Origin of the sequence: Streptomyces sp. NPDC046977 (genome assembly GCF_040644455.1) — a bacterium.
Classification (GTDB): domain Bacteria; phylum Actinomycetota; class Actinomycetes; order Streptomycetales; family Streptomycetaceae; genus Actinacidiphila.
The window spans coordinates 172,523-184,091 of sequence record NZ_JBEYWO010000021.1; the positions used below are offsets into that span (position 1 = coordinate 172,523).

Consider the following 11,569-nt stretch of genomic DNA (forward strand, 5'->3'; position numbering starts at 1 on the left):
CGCTTGTCCGGGCCCGGTGCGCAGCCCGCGCACCGGGCCCGCGCGCTATCCCTCGCCGTAGCGGGGGTCGACGTTCTCCGGGGAGAGCCCCAGCAGTTCGGCCACCTGCTCCACGACCACGTCGTGCACCAGCAGCGCCCGCTCCTCCCGGGTCTTGGCCCGGATCTCCACCGGCCGCCGGTAGACCACGATGCGGTGCGGGCTGCCCTTGCGCCCCCCGAGCAGCCGTCCCAGCGGGACTCCGTCCTCGGCGGCCCCGGAGGCCCCGGCCGCCTCGTCGTCCGACCCGCCGGGCGGCCACGGCACCTCCTGCACCGCGAACTCCACCTCCGACAGCTGCGGCCACCTGCGCTCCAGGCGGTCGGCCGCGTCCCGGACGAGGTCGTCGAAGGCGTCGGCGCGGCTGAGTGCCAGCGGCACCTGCGGGGGCGCGATGGGGCCGCGCATGCCGCGTCCGTGGCGGTCGCGGCGGCGCTGGCGGGGTGCGGGCGAAGGGGTGTCCATCACCTCTGAGAGTAGCCGCCGGGAGCCCCGGGTATGCCGGCCCGTGACCGGTGCCATCACCACGGGGTACGAGGACCCGACATCCGGGGCGATGTCGCGGAATGTACGGTCGCGTGCCGGTGTCGTTTCCGCAATTCCCCACGTCTGACTGTTCGGCTGCCGTCAAATGACGCCATTTGGCATGTTTGGTGACGGCAGTCATCGTCGGTTGAGCCGTGCATATCCGGCCCTTCGCAGGTCAGGGGCGCGGGTCGCAGGTCGGGCCATCCCGGCGAACCGGGACGACACGACGGAGTGGTGTCCCGGGGAGTCGTCGCGGCCCGCTCAAGAGTGCGGTACCGTCCAACGTCGTGAGCCCTGTACGTCGCTGTTCGCGCACCGCGTGTGGCCGTCCCGCCGTCGCGACGCTGACGTACGTCTACGCGGACTCCACCGCCGTTCTCGGCCCGCTCGCGACCTACGCCGAACCCCACTGCTACGACCTGTGCTCCGAGCACTCCGAGCGCCTCACCGCCCCGCGCGGCTGGGAGGTCGTGCGCCTCGCCACCGACACCGGTCCCACCCGCCCCAGCGGTGACGACCTGGAGGCGCTCGCCAACGCCGTGCGCGAGGCCGCCCGCCCCCCGGAGCGCGACGGCGGCAAGCCGGCCGGCGGCCGGGGCGGCGACCCGATGGAGATCGCCCGGCGCGGCCACCTGCGCGTCCTGCGCTCGCCCGACTCCTGACCGCGCTCCGCCGCCCTCCCGGACCCCCGCACCCGGATCCACCGCGACGCGTACCGCTCGTCCGGATGTTCAGGTATGCCCGGTAGGTTGGTCCGCAGGCCATGACCGGCAACCGGACAGAGGAGCACAAGCGGTGACCGATCTCTCGCAGCTCGTGAAGGCGTACGACGTCCGTGGCGTCGTCCCCGACCAATGGGGCGAGCCGCTCGCCGAACTCTTCGGCGCGGCCTTCGTCACCGTGACCGGTGCGGACGCGATCGTGACCGGCCACGACATGCGCCCGTCCTCGCCCGGCCTGTCCCGGGCCTTCGCCCGCGGCGCCGCCTCCCGCGGCGCGTCCGTGACCGAGATCGGACTCTGCTCGACCGACCAGCTGTACTTCGCCAGCGGCAAACTCGGCCTGCCCGGCGCGATGTTCACCGCCAGCCACAACCCGGCCCGGTACAACGGCATCAAGATGTGCCGCGCGGGCGCCGCGCCGGTCGGCCAGGAGACCGGCCTTACGGAGATCCGCGAGCTCGTCGAGCAGTGGTCCGAGACCGGCCTGCCCGCGAGCGACGCCACCCCCGGCACGGTCACCCAGCAGGACCTGCTCGGCGACTACGCCGCCCACCTGCGCACCCTCGTCGACCTCACAGCGATCCGGCCCCTGAAGGTCGTCGTCGACGCCGGCAACGGCATGGGCGGCCACACCGTCCCGACCGTCTTCGACGGGCTGCCCCTCGACCTCGTCCCGATGTACTTCGAGCTCGACGGCACCTTCCCCAACCACGAGGCGAACCCGCTCGACCCCAAGAACATCGTCGACCTCCAGGCCAAGGTCAGGGAGACCGGCGCCGACCTCGGCATCGCCTTCGACGGCGACGCCGACCGCTGCTTCGTCGTGGACGAGCGCGGCGAGCCCGTCTCCCCCTCGGCCATCACCGCGCTCGTCGCGGCGCGCGAACTGGCCAAGCACCCCGGCGCCACCGTCATCCACAACCTGATCACCTCGTGGTCCGTCCCCGAGGTCGTCAAGGAGCACGGCGGCACCCCCGTCCGCACCCGCGTCGGCCACTCCTTCATCAAGCAGGAAATGGCCCGCACCGGCGCCGTGTTCGGCGGCGAGCACTCCGCGCACTATTACTTCCGCGACTTCTGGAACGCCGACACGGGCATGCTCGCCGCCCTCCACGTCCTCGCCGCCCTCGGCGGCCAGGACGGCACACTGTCCGCGCTCGTCGCCGAGTACGACCGGTACGCCGCCTCCGGCGAGATCAACACCGCCGTCGACGACCAGGCCGGCCGCACCGCCGCCGTCCGCGCGGCCTTCGCCGACCGCCCGGGCGTCACCACCGACGAGCTCGACGGCCTCACCGTCACCTCCGGCGACTGGTGGTTCAACCTCCGCCCGTCCAACACCGAGCCGCTGCTGCGCCTGAACGTCGAGGCCCGCACCGCGGACCTCGTCGCCGAGGTGCGCGACGAGGTGCTGGCGATCGTCCGCGCCTGAGGCCGCCCACCGCCCGGTGCCGGACGGCGCGCGGGTCCGCACGTCCGCCGTTCCCGGCGCCCCCGCACGGGGCGCCGGGAACGCCCGCACCCGAGCGGGACGTGCTCCCCACGCCGCCAACGCCCCGGCGATAGGCTGAAACGGCCGACCGGCCCGGTGGCCGGGAAGCCACCCCGCACGCCCCCGTACGGGCTGCACGGCCCGCACTGCCCGCACCCCACGGGCACCGACCCGAAGGAAGCCGCGCCACCATGCCGCTCGTCGAATCCAGCCTCCTCGAAATCCTCGCCTGCCCCGCCTGCCACGCCCCCCTCCGCGAGGACGACGACGCCCGCGAACTCGCCTGCACCTCCGGCGACTGCGGCCTGGCCTACCCCGTCCGCGACGACATCCCCGTCCTGCTCGTCGACGAGGCCCGCCGCCCGGCGTAGCGCCCGCACCGACCGAGCGACGGACAAGGACCGGGAGGCCACGCAACGATGCTGGACGAGACGCTGCTCGACGACCCCGAGGGCCTCGCCCGCGCCGACACCCGGGGCCGGCTCCTGGGTGTCGCCGCCGCGGGGGCCCGCGTGCGCACCGCCGCCCGCCTGGCACAGGAGGCGGGCATAGGGGAACTGAAGCCGGACGGCCGCCCCCGCAGCGTCCTCGTCGCGGGCCCCGGCGCGGCCACCGCCGCCACCGTCGCCGAACTGCTGGCGGCCCTCGGCAGCGGCAGCGCCCCGGTCCTGCCGCTGCGCCCCACCGGCCCCGCCCCGTACGACCTGCGCTGGACCCTGCCCGGCTGGGCCGGCCCCCTCGACCTGCTGCTCATCGCCACCCCCATGGGCACCGAGGCCGGCCTCGCCGACCTCATCGAACAGGCCTACCGCCGCGGCTGCACCGCCGCCGCCGTCGTGCCCGCCGGGTCGCCGATCGCCGAGGCCATCGCCCAAGTACGTGGCATGGTCCTGCCGTACGCCGCCGCCCCCGGGGCCGACGCACCGGACGCACCCGACGCCGCCGACCCCGACGAGGACCTCGGCGCCTTCTGGGCCCTGCTCACCCCGCTGCTCGCCCTCGGCGACCGGATCGGACTGCTGCCCGCGCCCGCCGACGCCATCGAGCGGGTCGCCGACCGCCTCGACGAGGTCGCTGCCCGCTGCGGCCCCGCCATCGCGACCTACAGCAACCCCGCCAAGGCGCTCGCCTCCGAACTCGCCGAGTCCCTCCCGGTGCTGTGGAGCGAGGGCCCCCTGGCCGCCGCCGCCGCACGCCGCTTCGCCGCGACCATCGCCTCCCGCGCCGGACGCCCCGCCCTGCACGGCGAACTCCCCGAAGCCGTCGACACCCACGGTGCGCTGCTCGCGGGCGCGCTCGCCGGAGCCCTGGACCCCGACGACTTCTTCCGCGACCGCGTCGAGGAACCCGAGGACCTGCGCCTGCGCGTCGTCCTCCTGCACCGGCCCGGCAACGGCACCCAGGCCCCGGCCACCAGCTCCGCCGCCGTCGCCCGGGAGTTCACCACCACCCACGACACCCCGCTCAGCGAACTCGCCGCGGGCGCCGACGGCACCCCGCTGGAATCCGTCGTCGAACTCCTCGCCGTCACGGATTTCGCCTCCGTTTACCTTGCCGTCACCTCTGCCGGGAGATCATGAGCCCATGGATCGGCTGACCAACACCATTCGCCCGTACGCGTGGGGCTCCACGACCGCCATCCCGGAGCTTTTGGGCACCACCCCCACGGGCGAGCCGCAGGCCGAACTGTGGATGGGCGCCCACCCCGGCGCCCCCTCCCGCGTCGACCGCGGCGACGGCCCGGTCCCGCTCGACCAGGTCATCGACGCCGACCCGCTCGCCGAGCTCGGCCCCGCCGCCGTCGAGCGCTTCGGCCCCCGGCTGCCGTTCCTGCTCAAGGTGCTGGCCGCCGGCTCCCCGCTGTCCCTCCAGGTCCACCCCGACCTCGCGCAGGCCGCGGCCGGATACGCCGACGAGGAGGTCCGGGGCATCCCCGTGGACGCCCCGCACCGCAACTACAAGGACGCCAACCACAAGCCGGAGATGATCGTCGCCCTCACGCCCTTCGAGGGCCTGTGCGGCTTCCGGCACCCCCAGGAGACCGCGGCCCTCCTCACCGGCCTCGGCGTCGACTCCCTCAAGCCCTACGTCGACATCCTGCACGCGCACCCCGAGGACGCCGCCCTGCGCGAAGTCCTCACCGCCGTGCTCGGTGCCGAGCGCGACGCCGTCGCCGGCACCGTCGACGCCGCCGCCGAGGCAGCCGGCCGCCTCGCCACCGAGGGCGGCCCGTACGCCGACGCCTACGCCGCGTACGCCGCCATCGCCCGCACCTACCCGGGCGACCCCGGCGTCATCGCCGCCATGCTGCTCAACCACATACGCCTCCAGCCCGGCGAAGCCCTCTTCCTGGGCGCCGGCATCCCGCACGCCTACCTCAGCGGCCTCGGCGTCGAGATCATGGCCAACTCCGACAACGTCCTGCGCTGCGGCCTCACCCCCAAGCACGTCGACGTCCCCGAACTCCTGCGCATCGTCCGCTTCGAGTCGGCCGACCCCGGCGTCCTGCGCCCCGAGGCCTCCGCGGACGGCGAGGAGCTCTACACCACCCCCATCGAGGAGTTCCGCCTCTCCCGGTACGCCCTCGCCGCCGGCGGCGCCCCGCGCACCCTCGACGACCGCACCGCGCAGATCCTGCTCTGCACCGAGGGCACGGCCACCGTCCGCGACGCCGGCACCACCGGCGAGCCGCACCGGGAACTCGCCCTGGCCCCCGGCCAGTCGGCCTACGTTCCCGCCGGTGAACAGGTCCAACTCCTCGGCGAGGGAACCGTCTTCCGCGCCACCGTGGTGGCCTGAGGAACCCGTGCGATCCCGGCCTGCAAGAATGTCCCGCCGTAGTGCCGTAAAGACCGGGCAAAGACCGGCGGCCGACGGAAGGGACACCCAGCACCTATGAGCGCGTCAGGCGGAACCAAGGCGATCATCGCCGCATTGGGCGCCAACCTTGCCATCGCGGTGGCCAAGTTCGTGGCGTTCGCCTTCAGCGGCTCGTCCTCCATGCTCGCCGAAGGCGTCCACTCGGTCGCGGACTCGGGCAACCAGGCGCTCCTCCTGCTGGGCGGCAAGAAGGCCAAGAAGGCCGCCACCGAAGAGCACCCCTTCGGCTACGGGCGGGAGCGGTACATCTACGGATTCCTCGTCTCCATCGTCCTGTTCACCATCGGTGGCGTCTTCGCGCTGTACGAGGGCTACGAGAAGGTCCAGCACCCCCACGAGGTCGAGCACTGGTACTGGCCGATCGGCGTCCTCGTCTTCGCGATCGTGGCCGAGGGCTTCTCCTTCCGCACCGCCATCCAGGAGTCCAACGGTCTGCGCGGCCGACAGACCTGGGCCCAGTTCATCCGCACCGCCAAGGCCCCCGAACTGCCCGTCGTCCTGCTGGAGGACTTCGGAGCCCTCGTCGGCCTCGTGCTCGCGCTCATCGGCGTCGGCGTGTCCCTGCTCACCGGCAACGGTGTCTGGGACGGCGTCGGCACCCTGTGCATCGGCGCCCTGCTCGTCGTCATCGCCCTCGTCCTCGCCTCCGAGACCAAGTCCCTCCTCCTCGGTGAGGCCGCGGGCCCCGAGACCGTCGCCGGCATCCGCGAGGCCATCGTCGACGGCGACACCGTCACCCGCGTGATCCACATGCGCACCCTCCACCTCGGCCCCGAGGAACTCCTCGTCGCCGCCAAGATCGCCGTCCAGCACGACGACACGGCCACCGAGGTCGCCCGCGCCATCGACGCCGCCGAGGCCCGCATCCGCGTGGCCGTCCCCATCGCCCGCGTGATCTACCTCGAACCCGACATCTACCGCGAGCAGAAGGCGGCCCCCGAGGCCCCCGCCGCCGACAAAACGGCCTGATCCCTCCCCGCCACCTCCACCGTCGGCCCGGTTCCGGCCGGGCACGCGGTGTAGATTCATGGGTAGCCAGACGTCGCTGCTGATGGCGGTCGGGCGGTCCGGTCTCCGGACCGTCCGAGGGAGAGAGGGCCTCCGACGGGCTGAGCTGCGGTCGAGGGAGGCGTATGTCCGCATGCCTCCCACGCCCCGCAGCGGAAAAGCCGATGTCCGCTCTCGAACCACCCCACGAGGAGACTGCATGTCCCCCGTCAACAACGACTTCAAGGTCGCCGACCTCTCGCTGGCCGAGTTCGGCCGCAAGGAGATCACCCTCGCCGAGCACGAGATGCCCGGCCTGATGGCGATCCGCGCGGAGTACGCCGCCGCGCAGCCGCTCGCCGGCGCCCGCATCACCGGCTCCCTGCACATGACCGTGCAGACCGCCGTCCTCATCGAGACCCTCGCCGCCCTCGGCGCGCAGGTTCGCTGGGCCTCCTGCAACATCTTCTCCACGCAGGACCACGCCGCCGCGGCCATCGCCGTCGGCCCCAACGGCACCGTCGACAACCCCCAGGGCATCCCGGTCTTCGCCTGGAAGGGCGAGACCCTCTCCGAGTACTGGTGGTGCACCGAGCAGGCCCTCACCTGGGCCGACGCCCCCACCGGCGGCCCGAACATGATCCTCGACGACGGAGGCGACGCCACCCTCCTGGTCCACAAGGGCGTCGAGTTCGAGAAGGCCGGCTCGGCCCCCGACCCGTCCACCGCCGACAGCGAGGAGTACGAGCAGATCCTGCTGCTCCTCAACCGCACCCTCGGCGAGAACCCCCAGAAGTGGACCCAGCTCTCCTCCGAGATCCGCGGCGTCACCGAGGAGACCACCACCGGCGTCCACCGCCTGTACGAGATGCAGCGCGACGGCACCCTGCTCTTCCCGGCGATCAACGTCAACGACGCCGTCACCAAGTCCAAGTTCGACAACAAGTACGGCTGCCGCCACTCGCTCATCGACGGCATCAACCGCGCGACCGACGTCCTCATCGGCGGCAAGGTGGCCGTGGTCTGCGGCTACGGCGACGTCGGCAAGGGCTGCGCCGAGTCGCTCCGCGGCCAGGGCGCCCGCGTCATCGTCACCGAGATCGACCCCATCAACGCCCTCCAGGCCGCGATGGACGGCTACCAGGTCACCGTGCTCGAGGACGTCGTCGAGACCGCCGACATCTTCGTCACCACCACCGGCAACCGCGACATCATCCTCGCCGAGCACATGCAGCGCATGAAGCACCAGGCGATCGTCGGCAACATCGGCCACTTCGACAACGAGATCGACATGGCCGGCCTCGCCAAGATCCCCGGCATCGTCAAGGACGAGGTCAAGCCCCAGGTCCACACCTGGACCTTCCCCGACGGCCGCGTCCTCATCGTGCTGTCCGAGGGCCGCCTGCTGAACCTGGGCAACGCCACCGGCCACCCCTCGTTCGTGATGTCCAACTCCTTCTCGGACCAGACCCTGGCCCAGATCGAGCTGTTCACCAAGCCCGAGGAGTACCCGATCGGCGTCTACGTCCTGCCCAAGCAGCTCGACGAGAAGGTCGCCCGGCTCCACCTCGACGCCCTCGGCGTCAAGCTCACCACCCTGCGCCCCGAGCAGGCCTCCTACATCGGCGTCCCGGTCGAGGGCCCGTACAAGCCCGACCACTACCGCTACTGAGGCCACCGCCGCCGCCGCGAACACCGCGGCGCCCCGGCACCACCTCAGCCGGCCCGCAGGCCCCCGCCCTCGGCGGGGGCCTGCCCCGTACCACCGGCACCGCCCCCGTAAGGTCGAACCATGCCCCGCGGCCGCTACTCGTTCCACGACACGCACGACCACACCCCCCTCGGCGAAGAACACTTCCACTGCGCCACCGGCCCCTCCGGCTGGCGCTACACCGCGCAGACGACGCACGCCGACGGCAGCCACGCGGGCTCCATCGACCTCACCGTCGACGAACTCGGCCGCCCCATCCGCCTGGAACTCACCGCCGCGAGCTGGCAGGTCCGCGGCGCCGCCCTCGACGGCGTCACCTGGGTACGCACCGACCCCTCCGGCGAACACGCCCAGGAGGGAAACGTCCGGGCACACGCCTTCAGCGGCGTATCCCCTGCCTTCTACATCGCGACAGCGCGCATCCTGCGCCTGCGTCCCGGCGCCCCGGCCACCCGCGTCCGCCTCGTCGCATTCCAGCCCCCCGTGCTCGCTCCCCGTACCCTCGACCAGTCGTGGGCCTTGGTGAAGAGCGAAGCACACCCCACTGACAACGGCCCCCTGACCGTGGACGAATACCAGGTCAGCGCCCTCGACACCGGTGAACAGCACACCGTTCACATCGCCGGCGACGTCGTGCTCGCGGCCCCCGGCATCGAACTCGAGGACCTCGAATCACCCCCCTCGCAATTCCCCGCGACGGACTGACCGTTCAGGCCGGCGGCGCGAACCCGGTCGACGGCCCGGAGGACGGCGCGGGCGGCAACGGAACGCTAGCGAGAGCCGAGGGAGCAGAGGGACCGGAGGGACCGGAGGGAAGCACGGGAGGTACCGGGGAACCCGACGCGCCGGCCTCGGGCTCCGCGGGCACGCCCCAACCCCCCGCCGGTGCCTGCGCGGGCGCAACGCCCGCCGGACCGAAGACCCGCCGCGCCTCCCGCACCTGCCGCTCGGCCGCCACTGCCGCCAGATACGCCACCGCGGACGTCCCCTGCGGCACCGGCGTCCCCGTGCACGCCGACACGTCCGCCGCGAGCCGCTCCGCCATCGTCCACCCCACCCGCGGATCCAACTGGTGGGCGCGCGCCAGGTACTGCCGTACCGCCAGCCACAGCCCCTCGGGCACCGCGGAAAGATCCACGCCGGCCACCTGGTCCGCCAGCCACGGCGGTGCGGGCGGCATCGCCTGCGGGGCCCGCGCCACCGGGATCCGCTCCCGCACCACCAACGTCCCCGCGAATACGTCCCCGATCCGGCGCCCCCGTGCCGAGACCAGCGAGGCGATACACGCGATCACCCCGAGAAACGCCTGGATCTCGATCACCCCCACCGCCCCCCGCACCAGCGCGTGCCGGAACCGGATCGGCCCGCCGTCGTCCCGCACCACCCGCAGCCCGCACGCCAGCTTCCCCAGCGAACGGCCCCGCGACAACGTCTCCACCGCGATCGGCACCCCGATCAGCACGAGCACCAGCGACGCCACATACACCGCGGCCAGCGCGGCATCGTCGAGCGACGCCGTCGCCGCGAACAGCCCCAGCGAGACGATCATGTACCCACCGAAGTAGACGACGGCGTCCAGCGCCGCCGCCAGCGCCCGGCTCGGCAGCCGCGCGGGCTGCAGCCCCAACTCCACCGCCTCGCCGGTCACCAGCCGCCCGGCACCGTCCGCCTCCCAGGCCGTGCCGCCACCCGCTGCACCACTCGTTCCGAACGCACCGCTCATACGGGCACCCTCCTCGATCCCACCCCGGAACCCGGCCCGACCAGTCTGCCCCGTCTGCCAAGCTGGGACCTCCCGGCCAGCCAGGAGCAGCGACCATGGACCTCGACGTCTTCGCAGCCGCCCACCGCCACGAGTGGGACCGGCTCGACGCCCTGCTGCACCGTGGCCGGCGACTCACCGGCGAAGAGGCCGACGAACTCGTCACCCTCTACCAACGCGCCGCCACCCACCTCTCCCTCGTCCAGTCCAGCGCCCCCGACCCCGCGCTGGTCGGACGCCTCACCACCCTCGTCGCCCGCGCCCGCAGCGCCGTCACCGGTGCCCGCACCCCGGGCTGGCGCGACGTGGCCCACTTCTTCACGGCGGCCTTCCCCGCCGGCGTCTACCGATCGCGCCACTGGTGGATCCCCACCGCCCTGGTCTCCACGGCGCTCGCCGCGCTCATCGGCTGGTGGGTCGCCACGCACCCGCACGTCCAGGCCGCCATCGCCGCCCCCGACGAACTGCGGACCCTCACCCGCCCCGGCGGCGAGTACGAGTCCTACTACTCAAGCCACCCGGCCACCTCCTTCGCGGCCCAGGTCTGGACGAACAACGCGATGGCCGCCGGCTACTGCCTCGTCCTCGGTGTGTTCCTCGGACTCCCCGTGCTGTACGTCCTCTTCCAGAACGTGCTCAACCTGGGTATCGGCCTCGGTCTCATGGGCTCGGCAGGCCGGCTCGACACGTTCCTCGGTCTCCTCCTCCCGCACGGTCTCCTCGAGCTCACCGCCGTGTTCGTCGCCGCCGGTACCGGCCTGCGCCTCGGCTGGACCGTCATCGACCCCGGTCCGCGCCCCCGCAGGACAGCTCTCGCCGAGGAGGGACGTGCCGCCATCGGTATGGCCATCGGGCTCGCCGCCGTCCTCCTCGTCTCCGGCGTCATCGAAGCTTTCGTGACCCCCTCCGGCCTGCCCACCTGGGCCCGCATCGCCATCGGATTCGCCGCCGAGCTCGGCTTTCTCGCCTACGTCTTCGTGCCGGGACGGCGCGCCGCTCACGCAGGGGAGACCGGTGATCTCGAGCGCCCGGACCGCGGAGATGCCCTCCCCGTCGCAGCATGACCCGGATGGCGCACCGTGTGGATGTGCATCCGGGGTCGCTGACCTGCTAGTCTCCTCTTCGCCCCAAGAAACCTGTTGACACGGGTGGAGTGGGGAGGTAGATTCGAGAAGTTGCCACGAACTGGACAAGTTCGAGGCCAGCGGCTAGAGTCTAGACCGCTTCGAAGAATCATCGAACGCAGCGAAATCTCCCAGGATGAAAATCCCGAGTGTTTTGTCGCGTCGTTTATTCGAAAAGCAAATCCCCCCGCCGGCGGGAATCGGGCCCGAAAGAGTCTGATAAGCTGGTGACAACGAAGGGAAAGCCCGGAGGGGCCGGTGAAACGGTCTCGAAGGAAGCTTCCGTTCCTTGAGAACTCAACAGCGTGCCAAAAGTCAACGCCA

Annotated in this window: 11 protein-coding genes; 9 read left to right on the forward strand and 2 right to left on the reverse strand. The window is 72.4% G+C overall.

Annotated features, from left to right (window positions below; all coding sequences use genetic code 11):
- Window positions 1-45: 45 nt before the first annotated feature.
- Window positions 46-504, reverse strand: coding sequence for a metallopeptidase family protein (locus ABZ883_RS28505; protein WP_360910999.1), 459 nt, complete (start codon window positions 502-504; stop codon window positions 46-48).
- 350 nt (window positions 505-854) lie between these two features.
- Here ABZ883_RS28505 and ABZ883_RS28510 point away from each other — a divergent pair, with 350 nt between their 5' ends.
- The 8 genes from ABZ883_RS28510 to ABZ883_RS28545 all read left to right on the forward strand — a co-directional run bounded on the left by ABZ883_RS28510 (window position 855) and on the right by ABZ883_RS28545 (window position 9,064).
- Complete coding sequence (locus ABZ883_RS28510) at window positions 855-1,229, forward strand: DUF3499 domain-containing protein (RefSeq protein WP_360911001.1); 375 nt, start codon at window positions 855-857, stop codon at window positions 1,227-1,229.
- A 133-nt stretch (window positions 1,230-1,362) separates the two neighbouring features.
- Complete coding sequence (locus ABZ883_RS28515; RefSeq protein ID WP_360911003.1) at window positions 1,363-2,721, forward strand: phosphomannomutase/phosphoglucomutase; 1,359 nt, start codon at window positions 1,363-1,365, stop codon at window positions 2,719-2,721.
- 251 nt (window positions 2,722-2,972) lie between these two features.
- The gene (locus ABZ883_RS28520) at window positions 2,973-3,152 is read left to right on the forward strand and encodes a Trm112 family protein (protein ID WP_360911005.1); all 180 of its coding nucleotides are present in this window, start codon (window positions 2,973-2,975) and stop codon (window positions 3,150-3,152) included.
- 48 nt (window positions 3,153-3,200) lie between these two features.
- Window positions 3,201-4,361, forward strand: a complete 1,161-nt coding sequence (locus ABZ883_RS28525; protein WP_360911007.1) for an SIS domain-containing protein — start codon at window positions 3,201-3,203, stop codon at window positions 4,359-4,361.
- Window positions 4,362-4,365: 4 nt separating this feature from the next.
- Window positions 4,366-5,580, forward strand: coding sequence for a mannose-6-phosphate isomerase, class I (gene manA, locus ABZ883_RS28530; protein WP_360911009.1), 1,215 nt, complete (start codon window positions 4,366-4,368; stop codon window positions 5,578-5,580).
- Between the two features lie 96 nt (window positions 5,581-5,676).
- Window positions 5,677-6,630, forward strand: a complete 954-nt coding sequence (locus ABZ883_RS28535) for a cation diffusion facilitator family transporter (protein WP_360911011.1) — start codon at window positions 5,677-5,679, stop codon at window positions 6,628-6,630.
- A gap of 238 nt (window positions 6,631-6,868) precedes the next feature.
- On the forward strand, window positions 6,869-8,320 hold the full coding sequence (gene ahcY, locus ABZ883_RS28540) for an adenosylhomocysteinase (RefSeq protein ID WP_360911013.1): 1,452 nt from the start codon (window positions 6,869-6,871) through the stop codon (window positions 8,318-8,320).
- Window positions 8,321-8,440: 120 nt separating this feature from the next.
- Window positions 8,441-9,064: a hypothetical protein gene (locus ABZ883_RS28545; RefSeq protein WP_360911015.1), complete on the forward strand. Its 624-nt coding sequence runs from the start codon at window positions 8,441-8,443 to the stop codon at window positions 9,062-9,064.
- A 4-nt stretch (window positions 9,065-9,068) separates the two neighbouring features.
- Here the strand turns inward: ABZ883_RS28545 and ABZ883_RS28550 are convergent, their stop codons facing one another.
- Window positions 9,069-10,082: an RDD family protein gene (locus tag ABZ883_RS28550; RefSeq protein WP_360911017.1), complete on the reverse strand. Its 1,014-nt coding sequence runs from the start codon at window positions 10,080-10,082 to the stop codon at window positions 9,069-9,071.
- 95 nt (window positions 10,083-10,177) lie between these two features.
- Between ABZ883_RS28550 and ABZ883_RS28555 the strand changes: the two genes are divergently transcribed.
- Window positions 10,178-11,185, forward strand: a complete 1,008-nt coding sequence (locus ABZ883_RS28555; protein WP_360911019.1) for a stage II sporulation protein M — start codon at window positions 10,178-10,180, stop codon at window positions 11,183-11,185.
- Window positions 11,186-11,569 lie beyond the last annotated feature (384 nt).

What these genes read in the sequence shown, in the direction of transcription:
- ABZ883_RS28525 (WP_360911007.1), top strand. Translation starts at nt 3,201, where the DNA reads ATGCTGGACGAGACGCTGCTCGACGACCCCGAGGGCCTCGCCCGCGCC.
- ABZ883_RS28555 (WP_360911019.1), top strand. Translation starts at nt 10,178, where the DNA reads ATGGACCTCGACGTCTTCGCAGCCGCCCACCGCCACGAGTGGGACCGG.
- ABZ883_RS28545 (WP_360911015.1), top strand. Translation starts at nt 8,441, where the DNA reads ATGCCCCGCGGCCGCTACTCGTTCCACGACACGCACGACCACACCCCC.
- ABZ883_RS28550 (WP_360911017.1), bottom strand. Translation starts at nt 10,082, where the DNA reads ATGAGCGGTGCGTTCGGAACGAGTGGTGCAGCGGGTGGCGGCACGGCC.
- ABZ883_RS28505 (WP_360910999.1), bottom strand. Translation starts at nt 504, where the DNA reads ATGGACACCCCTTCGCCCGCACCCCGCCAGCGCCGCCGCGACCGCCAC.
- ahcY (WP_360911013.1), top strand. Translation starts at nt 6,869, where the DNA reads ATGTCCCCCGTCAACAACGACTTCAAGGTCGCCGACCTCTCGCTGGCC.
- manA (WP_360911009.1), top strand. Translation starts at nt 4,366, where the DNA reads ATGGATCGGCTGACCAACACCATTCGCCCGTACGCGTGGGGCTCCACG.
- ABZ883_RS28535 (WP_360911011.1), top strand. Translation starts at nt 5,677, where the DNA reads ATGAGCGCGTCAGGCGGAACCAAGGCGATCATCGCCGCATTGGGCGCC.
- ABZ883_RS28520 (WP_360911005.1), top strand. Translation starts at nt 2,973, where the DNA reads ATGCCGCTCGTCGAATCCAGCCTCCTCGAAATCCTCGCCTGCCCCGCC.